Here is a 19,597-nt window from a genome sequence, read left to right on the forward strand (position 1 = left end):
ACGCCTCATGACAGAGAGCTTCAGTCTCGTTGCACGGCGTTGCCGAGAGCAAAAACGTGCCAGACCGGCGGTGCTGATTTGGAGCAAGCTATACATTTACCGGTGGTAAATAGCTTTGAATTCTGGACGCCGCGCGTCGGAATTGGCATACTTGACGTATGTCCCCGATTTTCGGGGTCGCTGCGCTGGGCCAGGAGGAGGCGAACACGTTGACGGAGAAGAACGAGCGTCGCTTGTTTGGTCGTCAGCGCCGCGCCAATGTTGATGGTGGGCGGGAGAAGAGTTACCGGGTCTACGTCACTGCTGAGGAGGATGCAAATTTGCGCGCTCGTGCGGTGGTTGCTGATGTGACGGTGCCGCGGTTGTTGTTTGAGTCTGCGATGAACGTGAACATTGAGACGACGACGGATCGCAAGGGTGCGATTGCGGAGTTGTTTGTCGTGACCCGGTTGATGGCGAATGTGTCGAACAACGTCAACCAGTTGGCGAAGTTCGCCAATACGGAAGGCCAGTTCCCCGCCACGGCTGCCGCTGTTGTGGCTGAATACCGTACGCTCGCGGTCAAGGTTGAGGACGTCATTGACAGGCTGGCCGAGTCATGATGCCGAACATTCGCCGGGGCGGCCAGATGGGCGGCCTGATGGTGTACCTGGCTGGAGGCGGACGGCACAACGAGCATGAGGAGCAGCACCTCGTCGCTGGCGACTCCGCGATCATGGCGCAGCACGGTTACAGCGTGTTGGACACCAACACAGCCCTGGCGATCGCGCGGAGCCTGGACGCTCCACGTCGTGCATTCGACGTGGAAGTGCTTCGAATGGTGAAGGATTCCGACCCTGTTACGGGCGAGGTGACGAGTAAACGCGTTGCCGGGGATGTGTGGCATTGCTCGCTGTCGTTGCGCGCCGAAGAGGGACAGCTGTCGGATGAGAAGTGGGGAACGATTGCGCAGGACTTCGCCGATCGGATGGGGTTTACCGAGAGCAGCGGAAAAGCCGCGTGCCGGTGGGTCGCGGTGCGCCACGGATTGTCTACAAACGGCAATGATCACATTCACTTGGCGGTGTCTTTGGTCCGTGAGGACGGTACCAAAGCGACGACGCACAATGACTTTACGCGTGCCCAGGAGGTGTGTCGTGACCTCGAGCGCGACTATGGACTGGAGCAGTTGGAGAGCCGGGGGCTGGGGCTTGGAGAGCGCGGCGTTAAGCCGGCTGAGCGCGAGCGTGCCGGGCGTTCGAGCTCCGTCGAGGTGGACGCTCACAAGATGGAGCGTTCTGTTCGGGCTGCGGCGACCGCCTCGGTTGACGAGGGTGAATTTGTTCGCCGGTTGCGCCGTGGTGGTGTGCTCATCCGGCCGCGCTACGCAGCCGGTCGCGATGACGTTGTCGCTGGCTATTCGGTAGCGGTGCGGCCTCCGGTTGGGGAGAAGCCGATTTGGTATGGGGGTGGCCGTCTGGCCCGTGACCTCACGTTGCCCCGGCTCCGGGAGGGATGGCCAGACAGCCCCCAGACGGCACAGGGAGCCGTCGATGAATGGCGGGCCACGGCAAAGAACCCGTGGGAATACCGACCTGTCGCACCGGGCCGGGAAGAGTCAACGCCGTCCCCGGAGATGTGGAAGCAGTACAGCGACGAAATTGGGCAGCTCCGCAAGCAGCTCCGCGACGTTCCCGTGACGGATCGGGCTACGTGGGCGCATGTCGCCCGGGAGACGGCCGGCGCATTCGCCGCGTGGTCGCAGCGCGTCGAGGCGACACCAGGGCCGCTCGCGCAGACGTCCCGGGAGTTGGCTCGCTCGGCGCATCTTCGGGCGTACCAGTCCCGGCCAAAACCCACCCAGCTGGGGTCGGCGTCGAACGCTGCCATGATTCTCATGCAGGCAGCCAGCGGTGGTCAGGGAACGATGGCCGAGGCGATCATGCTCCGGCAGCTGGGCCGGGTCTCGGTGGCGATTCTTGACATGCACAGCGCGGTCGGTGACGCCCGCCGGGCCGAGCAAGTCACGGCAACGCTGCGGAACCAGTTCGCCGCGGTCACCGATCGACTGCCGACGGTCCCCAGCAAAACCGTGCAGCCAGACTCACGCACACAACCCGCTGACGTTCCGGTCGTCATGCGACAGGCGACCGACGGTCTCGCGGCACCGGGAACCGGTTCGCCGGTGCCGAACAAGCTGCAACCCACCACGCGCAAGACCCCAGCTACGCCGCGCGAGCGTGGCGGTCTGGGCAGAGACTAGACGAGAGGAAGATCATGGCCGAAGAAACTGACGGTGTCGGCGAGACGTTCGACGATTCGCTGCGCATCGCACTCACCATCGCGTCACAGTTCGGAGAGCGCATCGCCCGGCTGCGCGAGCAACTGGCACGACAGCGCGAAGCGAGCGCAAGCCAAGAGGAGCGCGAGCTGCAGGCTCGGTTTGAGGTTGAGCGTGGAGCCGCCCGCGCCAGCCTCGCACCGGTCGCGCAACCGGAATGGTGGAACCAGGCCAGCCCTGAGGACATCGCCGGCGTGCATGAGACTGCCACGGCCTGGCGGGACTTCGACGATGTTGCCCGTGACGCTGGTGACACCGTCAAGCACGAGGTGCAGGAACGCTACGACATCGACATCGACTCCCCCGGAGCGGATCCCGCTGCAGTTGCTGCGGCGCTCCGGGACGCTGAGCGCGGCCGTGCCGATGCCGTTACGGAGCGGCAGCGAGCTGGCGAAGACCTCACCGCGAGCCAGATCCTCTTCGCCAACGCCGACCGTCACGAGCGTGAGGCGCAGGAAGCGGCCGACCGCGATTGGAATACCAGCGACCTCGATGGATTCCCCAATCCCGACCTCAATACCCGCGACGACGAGCGCAAGCAGGCCGCCGACGCCGCGGACCAGGCGCGCGTTGAGCGCGGCTCGAGGGAACTGGAATACGACAGCTCAGAGCGCCGCGAGCGATTCGCCGCGAGCCTTGAAGGCAAGGCCGATCAGAAGACGATCAACGCGCGAATCCTCGCAGACGGTGAAAACGCCAAGCACCCGCGCGAAGCAGTCCTGTCCCAGTCCGGCAAGGCCGCCAAACCACGCCGCAGCGGGAAGAGCAGCGTGCAACGGCGCGACCGCGGCGGGCTCTCGCGTTGAGCAACGAATCTTAGGAAGGCGTTGGTGAGGGCGATCGCGTCAACGTTTGGAAACATGGAAAGCCGGAACTCACCAACACCAGAGTGATTAGAACGAAGCTGCCCTACATGATTATCGTCGACTATGAGGGATATCCGCATGAGCTTGAGAGCCGAAGCCGGGGGCTTCACCTCGAAGTTATCTAGCAAGAATGATATGGAAGACATCAACTCCTGGCACAACGGCCGCTGATCCCATACACACAACGGAGAGCTACAACCGGGCGCAGCGACCGCGGGTGCAGGAGCGGACATCCGCGAGCGGCAGGGTTACCTAAGCCACGTCCGGCGACTCGGATCTGGCGAAAACACCACGCTCCTCGAGGTATGTAGTGAGCAGGCGTCCGATGTGCTGTATATGCTCAGACATGGCAAGTCTCGCGGCATCCGCATCGCCCGCTTCAAGTGCGCGGAACACTGGTCCGTGGTCATGAGCGGATGCCTCTGCCCAACCTTTGACACTGCCGAAGTAGTTGAGCGGGACGTAGTGGACCGTGATTCCCAACAAGGAGATGAGGCGTTGGGCGTTCGGAATGATGTTAATGGCGCGATGGATGAGATGGTTGAGAGCGTCAACCTGAGTGGCGTCGCCAATGCTCGCCGCAGACTCGAGTTCGTTTTGCAGCGACCATAACTTGGCTATAGCTTCCTTGTCGATGAGTCGCGCCGCCTTGGCTGCTAGCTCACCCGCGATAAACGCCTGCACGGTGAAGAGATCTTCGATGTCCTGTCGCGTAATAGGTATTACACGAAAGCCGCGACGCGGTTCCCAGCGCACGGTGCCTTCGCTTTGCAGGATCATGAGCGCCTCGCGCACGGGGGTTGCGCTTACGCCCATCTCCCTGGCGATATGCTCCGTGCGAATGAATGAGGATGCTGGCAACTCGCCGACCATGATCGCATCTCGCACGTATGCGGCAACATCTTCGCTCAGTTGCTTGCGGTCCCCGCGGTGGGTTCGCGAGACATCTTGGATCAGGGGCGATTTGGTAGTCATGGCTTCCTCAGTTCCTCCGCGTGCGGCGCCACGGCCGAGCTGCATTCAGACCGCTATTTTATATTAGCCCACTCAATTTGAAGGTGGTCGTGCGCCATGCTCGAAGTAGGATCTCACTCCGCCTCCGTGAATGCCCGGCGGGCGAAATCGAACAATAAGACTTCTTGCATCCGGCGAGGCCGACTTTCGTTGAGGTGGTCTAGCCTTCGTTGCAAACGAGTTAGATGCGCCGGCAAAGACGTTGCAACCATCAATGAACTCCGCGCCAAGGCAAACCCAATTTCGCCTGTTAACGCCAACTGAAAACAGGGCCAGAAACCGCCGCAGAAGTGGCCCGGTTCTCAGTCGGCGTTAACAGCGCCGTTCTCTTATGGGCTCATCGCGCGCTTTGGAGAAAAATCGGCTGGTCAATTCTGCGACGACGACCCCCGGCAAGACGTCCAGCGCGTCTTTATCGTTTACGTGCCCGCATGTCGTACCTACCCCAGTGAGTCAATTACTTCTCGCCTTTGGCTCGGGTTCCCCGTAAGAGCTTGGGGAGGACGAGAGAAATCGTGACACTGTCGTCTGCGATACGTCGGCAGACCTCGCAACGACTCGACTCGCATCATGCTTGACGTCCTCCCCCTTTCGCCTATCTTGCCGTCGTGGCGTCGTACTCCTCGCTGAGGCCTCGGCGAAGTCGCACACGAGGTGCGGTTTCAGGCGTTAGAACGGCCCCGATGATCGTGATCATGGACAAGAAAATAACATATAACGCTACAAGCCAGTATCGATCGAAATCGGGTCCGATGAGCAGCGTTGCGATGAGGGGTGCCAGTCCTCCAGCAAAGACGGCCGCTACCTGCGGTCCTACGGATGCTCCTGAGTAGCGCAGCTTCGGCTCATACAGTTCTGTGAAATAAGCCGGCTCTGCGGCGTAAGAGAGATCGCGACCGACGTTGATGGTGAGAACAAGCACCACCACAACAATGAGAAAATCTCCTGTTTGCACGCCCCAGAAGAAGGGAAACGCCATCAGGAGCATTGTCGATGCGCCGGCAACCACGGTGTTTCGACGGCCCCACCGGTCAGAGACCCAACCCCAGAAGGGAAGAGAGAAGAGCCCGAGAGCGGACATGATCATGGTGGCAATCAAAATGTCGTTTCTTTCGAGAAGGATGGTCGGCCCATAGGCGAGCAGGAAGACCGTAAAGATATAGAAATTCGCGTTTTCGGCGACACGCATCATGATCACGCGCAGGGTCGTGAGCGGCCGTTTCTTGATCACCTGAAGTACCGGCCACTTCTCAATGTCGCCCGTCTCCTTCAGCTCTTCGAACACGGGGGACTCCACAACTCTGCTTCGAATGTAGAAGGAGAGCCCGACGAGAAGAATCGATGACAGGAACGGCACTCGCCAGCCCCAAGCCATGAAAGCCTCTGGATCAAAGCTCGCACTGACAGCAAAGAAGGCACCGTTTGCAAGGAGCATGCCGGCGGGAACACCGACCTGCGGCCATGATCCCAGAAAGCCTCGCCGCCGTGGCGGCGCAAATTCAGTGACCATCAGGATTGCCCCACCCCACTCGCCGCCGACACCCAAACCCTGCAGGATGCGCAGCAAAATAAGGAGAATGGGCGCTGCAACACCAATGGTTTCGTAGGTGGGGAGACACCCGATGAGGAAGGTCGCACCGCCCATCAAGCCCAGGGTGATCATCAGCATCTTCTTGCGGCCCAGCCGGTCACCGAAGTGGGCAAAGATAACGCCGCCGAGCGGCCGCGCCGCGAACCCAATGGCATAAGTGCTGAACGACAGCAATATGCCCACGAATGGATCAGCATCGGGAAAGAACAGCACATTCAGCACGATGGCAGCTGCAACCCCGTAAACGAAGAAGTCATACCACTCGATGGTGGTGCCCAGCACTGAAGACACTAAGGCCCGCTGTCGCATCTTCGGGTTGACCAGGGAGGCTTCAGAAACCTTCCGGTCGACTGTTTGTGGAACGCTCATGCAGAGACTCCTTTGTCATAAATGCAATTCGGCTGTCTGGAACTGCTCGTGAGTGAGAACCAATCAGGCACGTCCGGTGCTACTAGAAATGATTGATCGCGATCCACGGACCGATGGTTCAGGGCCATAACCCGCAATTAAGGCTCCGCACGTCGCATACAAGAAGCAACAGACTCTATACTCTGTATAATACACAAATTGATCAAAGATGCTATTTTCTATTTGCTTCACGCCTCCTCGTTTACAAGCGAGTGCTCTGTTTGGTAAAAAAGATTATATATTCTAGACAATGACTCGTTCGGTTCGCGAAATTGCGAGCGGCGCCAAGTTCAAGACCTCACTATGAAAGTAGGTATCGATGCAGGAACTCAGTTCCTACCTAGCGGACTGGCATCCTGATGCGCAGGTCATGACTCGAACGGCCTCGGCCGATGCAGTCAATCGATTTGCCGCGCTTTTGGACGTCGAGTCCCCAGGGAGTAGCTCCGGGGATGCTCTCCCTCCTTTGTGGCACTCCTTCTTCTTCACCGAGGTGCACGCGCAAGCTGACCTGGGGCCGGATGGCCACCCGAGGGACGGGCACTTCCTCCCGCCCATCCCCGATCGCAAGCGAATGTTCGCCGGTGGCCGTTTTGAACAACAAAGTCCCATCAGGCTTGGCACTGAGTACACCAGGCGGTCAACGCTGGCCAAAACGGAGGAAAAGTCCGGGCGTTCGGGTCCATCACTGTTCGTCACAGTTCGCCACCAATACTTTGATGGAGTCGACCTGGTAGCGACCGAGGAAGAGGACATCGTCTATCGCCGCCAGACTCCCGGAGAGATCCGCCCGCCCGCACCTACGCAAGATACCCGTGCAGATCCTCGCGCCGACATGAGGACCACGATCGTCAATGAGACATTCTTGTTCCGATTCAGCGCGCTCACGAACAACGCCCACCGCATCCACTACGACCATCCATACGCAACGGATGTGGAAGGCTTCCCCGGCCTTGTTGTGCATGGACCGCTGCTGGGGCTGCTCGCTCTTGAGGTGCCCCGCCACGAGCTCCCGCCGTCTCTGCTGCAACGTTACACATACCGCCTCACGCGACCGGCCTTCGTGGGACCGGACATTGAAGCCTGTGCCACCCGTGAAGACGCGGTGTGGCATCTGGAAGCCGGAAGCACCGGCAAGGCCACATCAATTACGGCTCAGGCCGTCTTTCGAAAAATGTGAAATGACATGAATACCACCACCGCCACCATGACCACCTCCGCAGCTGGCGTGCAGAGCACCTACGGGGCGCTCGTGACCAATGCGCTGGGCCGGCGCACTGCTGGTACCGCGTTCATTGCAGCCGACGACACCGAGATAAGTTTCCCCGAGGCCTTAGACCTCTTCGGCCGTCTGCGCACAGCGCTGCGCGCGGCCGGTGTCACGCACGGCAAGGGCTTTGGCTTGCTCTCCGCAAACCGCCCTGACGGCTGGCTGGCACAGTGGGCGGGTGTCGCCAACGGCGGACGCGTCACACCGCTGCACCCTTTCGGCTCATTCGACGACCATTTCTTTATTGCTCAGGACGCTGATCTGACAGTGATTATCGTCGACTGCGCAGACCACAGAGAGCGCGGCCGCCAACTCGCCGAGGCAATGCCGAACACAATTTTCCTGACCTTAGACGACGCGGACTTCGGTACGAACCTCCTGCGGCTGGCCGCCGACGCTGAGCCAGATATCGCCATTGATACGGCAGTCACGTCCGACGACACGGCGATGGTCATCTACACAGGCGGGACGACCGGACGCTCGAAAGGTGTCATCCTTCCGCACCGTGCGATCGTCGCCAACCACCTGCTGCAATTGGCCGACTGGCCGTGGCCAAGCGAGCCGCGCTTTCTCGTCACCGCACCAATGAGCCACGCTACCGGCTGGTTCCCGCTCGGAGCCCTATGGTTCGGCGGCACCGTAATCATGCGACGGCGCTTCGAGATCAACGCGTTCCTCAGTGCCGTGTCAAAGCACAAGGTCAACATGACCTTCTGCGTGCCGTCCATGGTCTACTCGCTCCTCGACGACCCGTCGACGGCCGAGACTGACCTGAGCTCGCTCGAACTGCTCGTCTATGGCGGCGCTCCCATGACGGTGCCGCGCCTCATCAAGGGGCTCGAGCTCTTCGGCCCAATCTTCCTCCAGCTCTACGGTCAGTCAGAAATGCCCAATGTTGTTACCACCCTGTTGCCAAGCGAGCACGACCCGACACGACCGGACCGCCTCGCCTCTTGTGGACGACCCTCCGCGGGCATCACTCTCCGGCTGCTCGACGACAACGGTGATGAGGTGCCCCCTGGGACGGTCGGTGAGTTGAGTGTGCGCGGTCCACTCGTGATGGACGGCTACCGTAACCTTCCGGAGGAAACCGCCAAAGCGCTCAAGGACGGCTGGCTGCGTTCCGGTGATTTGGCGGTACAAAACACGGACGGATTCATTACCCTCGTTTCTCGCGCCAAGGACGTGATCATCAGCGGCGGCTTCAATGTCTACCCCGCGGAAGTAGAAGGACCGCTACTCACCCACCCCGCTGTTGCCGCCGCCGCCGTTGTTGGTTTGCCCGACGATAAATGGGGGGAGGCCGTCACAGCCTTCGTCGTCTTACACGAGGGAGCAGTCGTGGACGGTGCGGATCTAATGGCCCTCGTAAAGAAACGTAAGGGTCCTATCTACACACCCAAGTCTGTGCACTTCATCGAAGCTGTTCCGCTCACGAGCCTAGGCAAGCCGGACAAGAAAGCCTTGCGTGTTCCCTCTGTGAGAGGCTAAGTCTTGACCTTGGACAGGGGCCTGCGACCTTCGGCGCGCGCGCCCCTGCCTTCCGCGTGCGACGTAAGGGAGCTAGAGGTCCCTGCGAGCAGGGCGTCTCGATGCTGAGGTGCCGCCACCGCCGCTAACGCCACGGCCCTCTCGGCGATGGGGAGCCCGCTGAGCGTCGCTGCGCCGAATTCCGTGACGACGACGTCCACGGAATGGCGCGGGAGCGTGACTGCGGTTCCCGTGCCGAACTCCGCCGTGATGCGACTGCCGCCCGCGTTCGTCGTCGAGGGTATTGCAATGATGCGTAAGCCTCCAGCAGACAAACCCGCGCCATCGAAGAAGTCCGCGCTTCCGCCCACGCCAGCAAGTATCTTGCCCTCGATGGACTCGGAGGCAACCTGGCCGCTGAGGTCCACGGCGAGTGCAGAGCACACCGAGATGAGGCGCGGTTGCGTTGCGAGCCACAGCGGGTTGTGGATAGTCGCTGACGACGCAAGCCTGATCGCCGGGTTCCCGTCCGCGACCGAGAAAATCATATCTGTACCGAGTATCTCCGCCGCACGGATAGATTCGCCAGGCATCAGGCGACCGGATTCCATGAGACCGATCATCGAGTCGCACGCCAGACCAATCATGCGAAGGTCCGAAACGTCCGCAACAGCCAGCTGGGATGCAACGGACTGGGGCACGGCGCCAATTCCGAGCTGAACGTTCGCGCCATTCGGAATAAAGTCGACCACGGTGCGCGCGATGCGGTCGGTCACTTCCGAGGCAGCAGCTTCAGGGTAAGTCGCCAAGGCAGTGTCTGAATCGACCAGGAAGTCGATGTCCGACCGCCGGATTCGAGCATCCTCACCGACTGGGCGAGGCATCGTTGTATCCACTTCCGCAATAACTACGCCAGCGGTGGCGACAAGAGCCTTGGTATAGCTCGCGGACGGGCCGAGACTGCACCAGCCCCCAGCATCGGGTGGCGAGACGCGGATGAGCGCAACATCCACACGTCCGGACAGATGACGGGCGACTTCGCTGGCGCGCAAGGGCAGATAGTCGACGATGCCGCGCGTGGCAAGGCCCCGCAGTGCGCCCGACATATGCCAGCTCATCAAGCGCAGCGAGCCCGTTTTCACCGCGTCGAGAAACGGCATCTCCCCCAGGAGTAGACCCGCGGAGAGAGCTAGACCGGGCACCACCGCCGAGAGGTCGCCGAGTTCGCGCAGTAGCGTGGACGGCGTCGAGCAGTATGGGGAGGCCACCACCCGAGACCCCGCCACAATGGCCCGCGTGGCGCGTTGCATTTCAGTACTCATGGCCGAGACCCATCTGGCGGCAATCTTCGTAAGCAGATCACTGCTGGATCGACTTGACCTCCAGGAACTCCTCGAGTCCCTCCCGACCCATCTCACGACCGATGCCGGACCGCTTGTAACCGCCGAACGGCGCCATGGGGTTGTACGCTGCGCCATTGATGTCCACGTTGCCAGTCCGGATACGCCGAGCAAAAGCCAGCGCGCGCTCATTGGTCGCAGACCAGACACCCCCCGAGAGTCCGTAGCGCGAGTTGTTCGCGATCGCAGCGGCGTCGTCCTCGTCCGTGTAGCTCAGAATAGACAGGACTGGACCGAACACCTCCTCCTGCGCAATCGTCGAGTCGGGGTCTACATCGGCCAGGATCGTCGGTGCTACGTAGTAGCCGTGCTCAAGGCCGGCAGGCTTGTCGGTGCCGCCGACGACGACGCGGGCGCCTTCGGCGCGCGCGGTGTCGATGAGTCCAAGGACCTTGTCGCGTTGGGCGCGGTTCGCAACGGGCCCAAGCTTCGTCGCCGGGTCGAGGGGATCACCCACGGTGTACGTGTTGGCGAACCCGGCCGCCATCTGCACAACCTCCTCATAGCGGTCGGCCGGGACGAGCATCCTGGTCCACGCCACGCAGGTCTGGCCGGAATTGAGGAAAGCGTTCGCGACACCTACCTTCACTGCGATGCTGAAGTCGGCGTCGTCAAGGATGACGTTGGCGGATTTGCCGCCGAGTTCGAGCGTGACCCTGGTGACGTTGGGGGCGGCAACCTGCGCGACACGTGTGCCGGCGCGTTGTGATCCCGTAAACGAGATGACGTCGATGTCCGGGCTGCTCGCGAGGGCTTCCCCAACCTCAGGACCGTAGCCCGGAACCATGTTGACGACGCCGGGCGGGAAGCCAGCTTCGTCCACCGCGTCCATGAGCAGGTAAGCAACGAGGGGAGAGACTTCGCTGGGCTTGAGCACGAAGGTGCAGCCGGCTGCGAGAGCTGGCGCCAGTTTATTGGTGATCTGGTGTAGGGGGTAGTTCCACGGCGTGATGGCGCCGACGACGCCGGCGGGCTCGCGCGTCACAAGCGTGTTGCCGACGTTCTCCTCAAACTCGTAGCTTTCGACGAGGTCGGCGTAGGCGCCCACCACGACCTGCGGCAGTGGAGCCTGGATCCGTTTGGAGATGCGCATGGGGCTCCCCATCTCCATGGAGACGGTGAGTGCGATGTTATCCTCGCGCTTAGCAAGGGCCTGCTGCAGTTTGCGCAGCAGGCCAGCCCTCGCATGTACGGTCGTCTGCGACCAGGACGGGAATGCCCGGCGGGCGGCAGCAATCGCCTTCGCGACATCTTCCTCGGTGCCCGCAGGCACCCGAGCGATAACCTGCTCTGTCGCCGGGTTCTCGACCTCGATCACCGTCGAGCCAGTGGAGGGGACCCATCGTCCGTCGATGTATATCGTGGTGCGGTCCTGGATTTCGGTCATGTTGGGCTTCCTATCAGAGTGAACGCAGTAGATATTGTATAGAGTTACGAGGCAATAGGGGCGGCCGACGACTCCTTGGCCGAGGTATTGGTCCACTCTTCAACAGGCTGGAGCCCGCCCTCGGCGATCAACTCGCGGATGAGCTTCTTGTTGAACTTTCCCATGCTCGTCTTCGGGACATCAGCCAGGAAGAGGAACGCGTCGGGGATCCACCATTTAGCGAACCGTTCCTGAAGAAAGTCGCTCAGCTCCGCGCCCGTCACGGTGGTCGAGTGATTCAGCACTACGCACGCGACGGGGCGCTCGAGCCATTTCTCGTGAGGTACCGACACCACGGTTGCCTCGCGGACATGCGGGTGAGTCATCAGGGCATTCTCGAGGTCGATCGACGAGATCCACTCGCCGCCGGACTTGATGAGGTCCTTGGCACGATCCTTCACGGTGACGTACCCGTCGGGGTCGATGCACCCGAGATCACCCGTGTCGAACCAGCCATCGATGACTGCGGTCGCACTGCGCGGGTCATCCAAGTAACCATTGACCGTGTACGGCGACCGGATCATGATCGTGCCGACCACGTTGCCGTCCCACGGGAGTTCCTCGCCCGCCTCGTCGACGATCTTGACGCGCATGAGGGGAATGGGCAGGCCTCCGCTTGTGCGGCGTCGCCACACGGATTCCTCGTCCAAGTCACTGAGCGAGCTCTTTGCGGAGTAGAAGCAGACCTGCGGTGAAGACTCGGTCATCCCGTAACCCGTGAAAACGGTGACGCCCCTGTTCTTGCCCCACCACTCCATAAGGCCGCGAGGGGGTGCCTGCCCACCGAGCCACATGCGCTGAAGCGATGAGGTGTCAACGTCGTCATGGCCATCAAGCAGGTAGTCCCGCATCATGGAGCCCACCGTGACGGCAGCATTCATTCCAGTCACCCGCTGGTCGCGGATCGTCTCAATATAGTCGGCCTCCAGTGGATGCACACCGGGAAGCACAAGTGTTGCCCCCGCAAGCAGTGCTGCGTGGGGGACGCACCACGCATTCGCGTGAAACATGGGAGAAATCGCCATCCAGATTTCCTGCTCCCTGATGCCCAATTGGTTCTGCATGTTGAGTGCCATGGACTGTAAGACGAGTGCCCGGTGGGAGTAGACGACACCCTTGGGATTGCCCGTCGTCGCTGAGGTGAAGCAGATCGCCGCAGCACTGCGCTCATCCAACTCGGGAAACTCGAATGCGGGCGACGCGGCCGCGAGCAGTTCCTCGTAGTGGTACACGGGGCTGAGCGTCGTCTCAGGCAAGGGGCCGTCCGTCATAATGACGAAGGATTCGATGCCCGGAATGCCGATCTCGACGAGCTTCTCAGCGAGGCTGAGCTGATCCACGTCCAGGATGAGAACCTTCGAGCCGGCGTGGTTGAGAGTGTAGGCCTGCTGCTCCTCGAAGAGCCTCAGGTTTACCGTGTGCAACGTTGCACCCATCCCGGGAACCGCGTAGTAAGTCTCGAAGTGGCGGTAGTGGTTCCACGCGAGGGTCGCTACTCGGTCTCCTTGCTCGACGCCGAGAGTGGTAAGCGCGTTGGCGAGGCGGCGTACGCGCTGCCCACATTCGGCATAGGTGTAGCTGTGATAGCGATCGTGCCCCAACCGCGTGACGATCGTTTTGTCATGGTAGAGCCGTTCGGTTCGCCAGAGGAGCGTCGATAGCAGGAGCGGCTCGTCCATGATCATGCCTTGCATTGGTCCTCCGAAGGGTCACGGCGTTGTGATGAGCTCGGCCTCGAACTCGTGTCTTCTATATAATATGGAAAAATGAGCCGCGTCAAATCTGATTCCGTGAAAGGAAGCTATGTCCGATGATCAACTGGTCCATCTCGAAGTCGTAGACCAAGTAGGCGTGGTGACCCTCGACAACCCGCCCATGAACGTGACTACGCTCGGCCTCGCGCGTGCCTTGGCAGATGCTGTGCGCCGGGTCGCCGCCGACGATACGATTCGAGCGGTAGTGCTCACCGGAGCTGGGGACCGGGCATTTAACGCGGGCTCCGACATCAAGGAGATGCCGGAGATGCTTGTGGCCGGCGACATCATCAGACGCAAGATTGCTTTTGAAAACGAGACTTTCACGTACCTCGAAAATTTGGGAAAGCCCACGATCGCTGCACTCAATGGAGTCGCCTTCGGTGGGGGCCTCGAGATGGCACTCTGCTGCGATTTCATCGTGGCGGACGAGACTACGAGCATGGGGCTTCCCGAGGTGAAGCTCGGCCTATTTCCCGGTGCGGGCGGACCAGTTCGCACCGCTCGCCGAATAGGCGAGGCTCGCGCAAAGCAGCTCATTTTCCTGGGGGAGCCGCTTGACGCGGCTATCGCTTTCGAATGGGGCCTTGTCGATCGCATTGCCCCCCGTGGCACGGCGCTCGTTGCGGCAATGGAACTGGGGCGTCAACTCGCAGGAATACCGGCGGTGTCCCTTCGCCTGGCAAAAGGCGCCATTTCCTTGCGGCGGGACATGTCGGACTCTCAGGCCCTGCTCGCCTCGGTACCGTTGTTCGACGAAGTGTGCACGACGGCTGACGCGAGCGAAGGCGTGAGCGCCTTCATCTCGAGGCGGACCCCCGCGTTCTTCCATCGCTGATTTCGGTGTGGTGGAGCTCTACTCGATTTCCATATATTGTATAGAACAATCGACGATGATGTTTGGAAGGTAACCGCGCATGGTGAGCTCAGCAAATAATGGGGTCCGCATCGAGGATCACGACGGGATAACCCACCTTGTTCTCGACCGCCCCGAGGCGGGAAATGCTCTCGACTTGGCGACGTCGTATCAACTGCGGGACGCCGTCGCCGAGCTCAGCGCCCGCGACGATCTCAGGGTCCTCGTTTTCCGTGCCGAGGGCAAGCGTTTCTGCGTGGGCGGCGACCTCGTCCGCTTCCAACAGGCCGCTCCCGACGCCAATCTTTGCTACACGGTGGCAGTGCCACTGCATGATGCGATCCGCGGGATTGAGGCACTGCCGGTGCCGGTCATCGCGAAGGTGCACGGGTCCGTTGGCGGCGGGGGCGTGGGGGTCGTGCTCGCAGCCGACATCATCGTCATGGCCGAGTCGGCTGTTTACCGGATGGGATATACCGGCAGCGGCCTCTCCCCCGATACGGGCGTGTCGTGGGAGCTGCCACACCGCTCGGGCATGGCCGCTGCGATGGACATGATCCTCACGAACCGCCGCGTCTCCGCGGTCGAGGCCGTGAGTCGCGGGCTCGCAAGCCGCGCTGTGCCGGATGCCCAGCTGGATGAAGAGATCGACTCGATCGTGGCGTCGCTGCTGGTTGTGCCGAAGCAGACCCTGGCCGAGACGAAACGCCTCGTGCGCACGGCGTACGGCGTAAGTCTCGAACAGCATTTGGACGACGAGGCCCATACGATCGGTCGCATCGGCGACACCCGGGACGCCCGCGAAACCATCGACGCATTCCTCGAGAAGCGTCGTCCCGTTTTCGCTTACAACCGCTGAGACACTGAGATGAAAGCGGCGTATGCAACATCGTTTTCTCCGGAGTTCCCGCTCGATGCCCTCGTCTTCGGGGAACGCCCGGAGCCTCGAGCCGCAGCCGGCTGGTCGACGGTCAGCGTACGCGCCGCCGCGCTTAACGGGCATGACATCTGGGCACTGCGTGGCATCGGTTTACCAGCGGAGGCCCTTCCACGCGTTCTCGGGTCGGATGCGGCCGGTACTGACGAACACGGCGTTGAGGTCGTGATCTACCCAGTCATCACCATGCCCGGCTCTGTGCCAAGCTCGGGGATCGACCCGACCACCGACTCGTTGCTCTCGGAGCAACAGGATGGAACTTTCGCGGAGCGTGTGCTCGTACCCACCGCGAACCTTCTGCCCAAGCCTGCTCACATGTCCTATGAGCAAGCCGCCGCACTGCCAACCGCGTGGCTCACGGCGTATCGAATGCTCTTCAGCCTCTCGAATGCCTCGCCCGGGCAGATCGTTCTCGTCCAAGGATCGTCGGGCGGAGTGGCATCGGCACTTCTCACGCTCGGCAGCGCGGCCGGCTACCGCATGTGGGCAACCGGACGCACCGCCGCCAAGCGTGAACTCGCTCTGAGATTCGGGGCAGAGCATGTCTTCGAGCCAAGCCAGTGGATGCCGCAGCGCGTCGACGCGGTCATGGAGACTGTCGGCGCCGCGACGTGGGACCACTCAATGAAAGTGCTACGGCCCGGAGGCACACTCGTGGTGGCTGGTGCCACAGCGGGCCATCTGCCACCGCTGGCACTGCGCCGCGTGTTTTCACTCGGTCTGCGGATTATCGGCACTCGCATGGGCACGCTAGAGGAAATGCGGCGACTTCTCGCATTTTGTGAGCTCAAGGATCTCGCCCCGTCGATCGACTCCATTTTCCCGCTCGTCAGCGCTCGCGAGGCCTTCGTCCGCCTGAACTCGGGCGACGCTGCAGGCAAGATCCTCGTCATTCCCTGACAACTTCATCCCCAACAAAGGAGCTATCCATGCCAGAACGTCGCGATGTGAAGGACCTGCCGGGAGCTGAACGCTTCGCCAAGACCGTCAGCGAAGGCGACGTCTACCAGTTCGCCGGCCTGACCGGCGATACCCATCCCGTGCATCTCAACGCCGAGTATGCCGCCAGCCAGCCGGTCGGCCAGCGCATCGCACACGGCGTAATCCTGATCGGCCTCATGTCGTCCGCTTGCACTGCCTGGGCAACCCGGGAAGGCATCGAGATCGTATCCTATGGCTGGGATGGTGTGCGTTTCATTAAACCCGTTTACTTCGGCGACACCATCACGACAAGCTATGCGATGGACCCCCTTCGCGCACCCGAGGGCAAGAAACACTTCGCCCTCGCCGACGCCTACAACCAGCGCGGAGAACTTGTCGGCGTCGGCCAGCACATCCTCTACGCGACCTGACGGCCCGAGGGCGTTTGACTGGACACCCAGGATTCCTTGCCCGGTCAAACGGCCTCGCCGATACGGCGCAGAACGCGCCGAGCACGCTCGATAACCGGGCGATCGACCATGGTCCCATCGACGGTGGAGACGCCATCCGCGGCACCAGCAACTTTGCGGGCCCACGCCACAGTGACATCGTCAGGCAGGAAAGCGGCGGCGACGATCGATACCTGCCGGGGATGAATGCAAAGTTTGCCACTGAAACCGAATCCACGTGCATAGCGGGCGGCTGACGCGACGAATTCGACATCGTCAAATTCCGGCGTCGGAGAGTCCAACGGCGCAGCAATGTTCGCCGCCCGGGAGACAACGACAAGCTCAGAGCGCGCGTATGCGAGGTATTGGTCTCCGTCGTCTGCGCCGATGTCGAGGGCAAAGTCGATCGCGCCAAACGCGAGTCGCGTCACACCCGGAATCGCGGCAAGCTTCATGGCCGCGACGAGCCCTGCGGCAGACTCGATCAGCGGAACGACGGCGAGATTGGCCGGCAGTCGGCGACAAATACGTTCCACGTCCTGGGCCGAATCAGCCTTGGGAAGCATGATGCCGAGCAACCCGTTGCCAGGTGTCGTCGCGAGCTCGGCAAGCGCTTCAAGCTCCGATTCAAACGTGGGACTTCCAATAGGGTTTGTTCGCACGAGGGCGACGAACCCATCGGAAAGGAACTCCATCGTGGATGCTGTGGCGGCGGCTTTCGATTGGGGCGCGACCGCATCTTCCCAGTCAACAATAACGACGTCGGGCCTAGCCGCGGCCGCCTTGGAAAACCGTTGCGGGCGATCCCCTGGCACGAAGAGGGCGGTGATCGCCTCGCCGACAACCTCGGCCTCAGCCACTTTAGAAACCACCGCGAGAAACGAGTTGATTCGCGATCACGTTGCGCTGGATCTCGTTGGTTCCTTCACCAACGATCATGAGAGGAGCATCGCGGAAGTAACGCTCAACGTCGAACTCTGTCGAGTAGCCATAGCCTCCGTGGATCCTTACAGCATCAAGCGCGATCTCCATCGCTATTTCGGACGAGAACAACTTTGCCATTCCTGCCTCCATATCGCACCGCTCGCCGCTGTCGAACTTCTCAGCCGCGAATCGCGTCAGTTGACGTGCCGCCGTTAGCTTGGTCGCCATGTTTGCTAGGTAATTTCCGATCGACTGGTGCTTCCAGATCGGCTTTCCAAAGGTCTCTCGTTGCTGAGAGTAAGCCAAGGAATCTTCGAATGCCGCCGTCGCGACGCCCAGGGATCGAGCAGCGACTTGGATGCGTCCTGTCTCCAGCCCCTTCATCATTTGCGCGAATCCCTTTCCTGGCACGCCGCCCAGAATGGCGGAGCCGGAAATACGGTAATCGTCGAACAAGAGTTCGCAGGATTCCACTCCTTTATATCCGAGTTTGGGTAGGTCCCGGGATACCGTGAGGCCGGAACCATGCTCAACCAAGATGATCGAGATGCCCGCATGTCGGGGATTCGCCCCAGGGTCGGTCTTCGCCAGCAACGCGATTAGCTGAGAGCGTCGGGCGTTGGTGATCCAGGTCTTCGAACCATTGATGACGAGCTCGTCGCCGTCGGGTAGAGCGGTCATCGACATCGCTTGCAGGTCCGACCCGCCGCCCGGCTCGGTGAGCGCCATCGTCGCACGAATCTCCCCCGTCGCCATCGCGGGCAAGTAATGCTGCTTCTGCTCCTCTGTGCCGAACATCGTGATGAGCTTTGCTATGACGGTGTGCCCGCCCATGGCGCCAGCGAGGCTCATCCAACCCCGCGCAAGCTGCTCAGTCACCTGCACGTAGCACGGCATCGATACGGGCGACCCCCCATATTCTTCCGGGACAGCAAGCCCGAAGATTCCGATCTGCTTCATCTGCTCGATCCACTTCTCGGGGTACTCATTCGCGTGTTCCACCTCCCTTACAGTTGGCTTCACGTCCCGGTCAATGAACTGGCGAACCGTGTCGACAAGGGATGCCTCTTCTTCATTCAGATGCAGACTCATGTGTGTCCTCTCCGCGCATCGTTGCGCCGGCAATGTGTCGGATGCAAGGGATACTCTCTCCGGCAAAATTAAAATAATATAGAATACCTAATATAGTCCCTACGGCAGAAAACGTACCGCAAAGGAGAGTCGCGTGAAAATACTCGTGCTTGTAAAGCAGGTACCGGACACTTGGGGTGAGCGCTCGCTCGATTCCGTCACCGGCGCACTCATCCGAACGACGGGTGAGCAGGTCATCGATGAGATTGACGAGCGCGCACTCGAGGTAGCCCTCCAGTACAAGGATGCTACGAACGCGGAAGTTGTCGCGGTGACAATGGGACCCGCCCGCGCCATCGATGTCCTCCGCAAGAGCTTAGCTATGGGAGCGGATTCCGGCATCCACCTCGTCGATGACTCCCTCGCAGGATCGGACCTCGGGTGGACGGCGCGCGCTCTCGCAGGCGTGATCGCACTGGACGGATTCGACCTAGTGATCGCTGGCAATGAATCAACAGACGGCCGCGGTGGCGTCATCCCCGCGATGATCGCCGAACACCTGGGCGTGCCAAACGCCACTTTCCTTGACACGGTGACCATTGCTCCTAATTCGGTGGCCGGTGAGCGTGCAACTGACTACGGGACCGTTGACGTATCCGCCTCGCTGCCAGCCGTGATATCCATAACTGAGCGTTCCGCAGAGCCGCGCTTTCCCAGTTTCAGGGGCATTCTCGGCGCCAAGAAGAAGCCTGTAAAGACCATCTCACTCAGCGACCTGCAGCTGGACTCGGAGCCTTCCCGCTCCCTTGTGCACTCGACCAGCAAACGCCCGCCCCATAGTGCGGGAACAAAGGTCATCGACGCGGGCGATGCGGGCATGCAATTGGCGAAGTTCCTCGCTGACAACCGACTGATCTGAC

17 protein-coding genes are annotated in these 19,597 nt (G+C 61.2%); 10 read left to right on the plus strand and 7 right to left on the minus strand.

What is annotated here, in order from left to right; genetic code table 11:
• The first annotated feature begins 158 nt into the window (after positions 1-158).
• From BLS91_RS16725 to BLS91_RS16735, 3 genes are read left to right on the plus strand one after another with little or no spacing between them, the layout of a single operon-like run.
• Positions 159-602 (plus strand): plasmid mobilization protein, encoded by a 444-nt coding sequence (locus BLS91_RS16725; protein ID WP_092341894.1) that lies wholly within the window; start codon positions 159-161, stop codon positions 600-602.
• A complete protein-coding gene (locus BLS91_RS16730) occupies positions 599-2,242 on the plus strand; it encodes a relaxase/mobilization nuclease domain-containing protein (RefSeq protein ID WP_092341895.1) in 1,644 nt (547 codons plus the stop codon). Before BLS91_RS16725 ends, BLS91_RS16730 begins: the two co-directional genes overlap by 4 nt.
• A gap of 14 nt (positions 2,243-2,256) precedes the next feature.
• Positions 2,257-3,126: a hypothetical protein gene (locus BLS91_RS16735; RefSeq protein ID WP_092341896.1), complete on the plus strand. Its 870-nt coding sequence runs from the start codon at positions 2,257-2,259 to the stop codon at positions 3,124-3,126.
• 312 nt (positions 3,127-3,438) lie between these two features.
• On the opposite strand, the gene BLS91_RS16740 is transcribed toward BLS91_RS16735, so the two are convergent.
• Together BLS91_RS16740 and BLS91_RS16745 are read right to left on the minus strand one after the other, a co-directional pair.
• On the minus strand, positions 3,439-4,161 hold the full coding sequence (locus BLS91_RS16740) for a GntR family transcriptional regulator (protein ID WP_092341933.1): 723 nt from the start codon (positions 4,159-4,161) through the stop codon (positions 3,439-3,441).
• A 634-nt stretch (positions 4,162-4,795) separates the two neighbouring features.
• Positions 4,796-6,160 (minus strand): MFS transporter, encoded by a 1,365-nt coding sequence (locus tag BLS91_RS16745; protein ID WP_092341897.1) that lies wholly within the window; start codon positions 6,158-6,160, stop codon positions 4,796-4,798.
• A gap of 358 nt (positions 6,161-6,518) precedes the next feature.
• Between BLS91_RS16745 and BLS91_RS16750 the strand changes: the two genes are divergently transcribed.
• The gene (locus tag BLS91_RS16750) at positions 6,519-7,379 is read left to right on the plus strand and encodes an HTD2 family dehydratase (RefSeq protein ID WP_092341898.1); all 861 of its coding nucleotides are present in this window, start codon (positions 6,519-6,521) and stop codon (positions 7,377-7,379) included.
• 6 nt (positions 7,380-7,385) lie between these two features.
• Positions 7,386-8,960, plus strand: coding sequence for an AMP-binding protein (locus tag BLS91_RS16755; protein WP_092341899.1), 1,575 nt, complete (start codon positions 7,386-7,388; stop codon positions 8,958-8,960).
• Here BLS91_RS16755 and BLS91_RS16760 read toward each other — a convergent pair.
• The 3 genes from BLS91_RS16760 to BLS91_RS16770 are packed head-to-tail and all read right to left on the minus strand — an operon-like array spanning position 8,957 to position 13,444.
• On the minus strand, positions 8,957-10,261 hold the full coding sequence (locus tag BLS91_RS16760) for an acetyl-CoA hydrolase/transferase family protein (protein ID WP_092341900.1): 1,305 nt from the start codon (positions 10,259-10,261) through the stop codon (positions 8,957-8,959). The two genes, BLS91_RS16755 and BLS91_RS16760, sit on opposite strands and share 4 nt — an antisense overlap.
• 37 nt (positions 10,262-10,298) lie before the next feature.
• Positions 10,299-11,726, minus strand: a complete 1,428-nt coding sequence (locus BLS91_RS16765) for an aldehyde dehydrogenase family protein (protein ID WP_092341901.1) — start codon at positions 11,724-11,726, stop codon at positions 10,299-10,301.
• Positions 11,727-11,770: 44 nt separating this feature from the next.
• Positions 11,771-13,444, minus strand: coding sequence for a long-chain fatty acid--CoA ligase (locus BLS91_RS16770; RefSeq protein ID WP_198412830.1), 1,674 nt, complete (start codon positions 13,442-13,444; stop codon positions 11,771-11,773).
• A 124-nt stretch (positions 13,445-13,568) separates the two neighbouring features.
• On the opposite strand from BLS91_RS16770, the gene BLS91_RS16775 reads away from it, so the two are divergent.
• From BLS91_RS16775 to BLS91_RS16790, 4 genes are all read left to right on the plus strand, one after another.
• Positions 13,569-14,357: an enoyl-CoA hydratase/isomerase family protein gene (locus BLS91_RS16775; protein ID WP_092341903.1), complete on the plus strand. Its 789-nt coding sequence runs from the start codon at positions 13,569-13,571 to the stop codon at positions 14,355-14,357.
• A gap of 79 nt (positions 14,358-14,436) precedes the next feature.
• Positions 14,437-15,234, plus strand: a complete 798-nt coding sequence (locus tag BLS91_RS16780; protein ID WP_092341904.1) for an enoyl-CoA hydratase/isomerase family protein — start codon at positions 14,437-14,439, stop codon at positions 15,232-15,234.
• 9 nt (positions 15,235-15,243) lie between these two features.
• Positions 15,244-16,212 carry a zinc-binding dehydrogenase gene (locus BLS91_RS16785; RefSeq protein WP_092341905.1) on the plus strand — a complete coding sequence of 323 codons (969 nt, stop codon included), beginning with the start codon at positions 15,244-15,246 and terminating at the stop codon, positions 16,210-16,212.
• Positions 16,213-16,241: 29 nt separating this feature from the next.
• Entirely contained in the window at positions 16,242-16,664 is a 423-nt protein-coding gene (locus BLS91_RS16790; RefSeq protein ID WP_092341906.1) for a MaoC family dehydratase, read from the plus strand.
• 44 nt (positions 16,665-16,708) lie between these two features.
• Here BLS91_RS16790 and BLS91_RS16795 read toward each other — a convergent pair whose 3' ends face one another.
• Together BLS91_RS16795 and BLS91_RS16800 are read right to left on the minus strand one after the other, a co-directional pair.
• The gene (locus tag BLS91_RS16795; protein ID WP_167552444.1) at positions 16,709-17,542 is read right to left on the minus strand and encodes an HpcH/HpaI aldolase/citrate lyase family protein; all 834 of its coding nucleotides are present in this window, start codon (positions 17,540-17,542) and stop codon (positions 16,709-16,711) included.
• Between the two features lies 1 nt (position 17,543).
• Entirely contained in the window at positions 17,544-18,698 is a 1,155-nt protein-coding gene (locus BLS91_RS16800) for an acyl-CoA dehydrogenase family protein (RefSeq protein ID WP_092341908.1), read from the minus strand.
• Between the two features lie 133 nt (positions 18,699-18,831).
• Here BLS91_RS16800 and BLS91_RS16805 point away from each other — a divergent pair, with 133 nt between their 5' ends.
• The gene (locus BLS91_RS16805) at positions 18,832-19,596 is read left to right on the plus strand and encodes an electron transfer flavoprotein subunit beta/FixA family protein (RefSeq protein WP_092341909.1); all 765 of its coding nucleotides are present in this window, start codon (positions 18,832-18,834) and stop codon (positions 19,594-19,596) included.
• The last annotated feature ends 1 nt before the right edge of the window (position 19,597 follow it).

The organism is Cryobacterium flavum, assembly GCF_900103805.1.
Taxonomy (GTDB): domain Bacteria; phylum Actinomycetota; class Actinomycetes; order Actinomycetales; family Microbacteriaceae; genus Cryobacterium; species Cryobacterium flavum.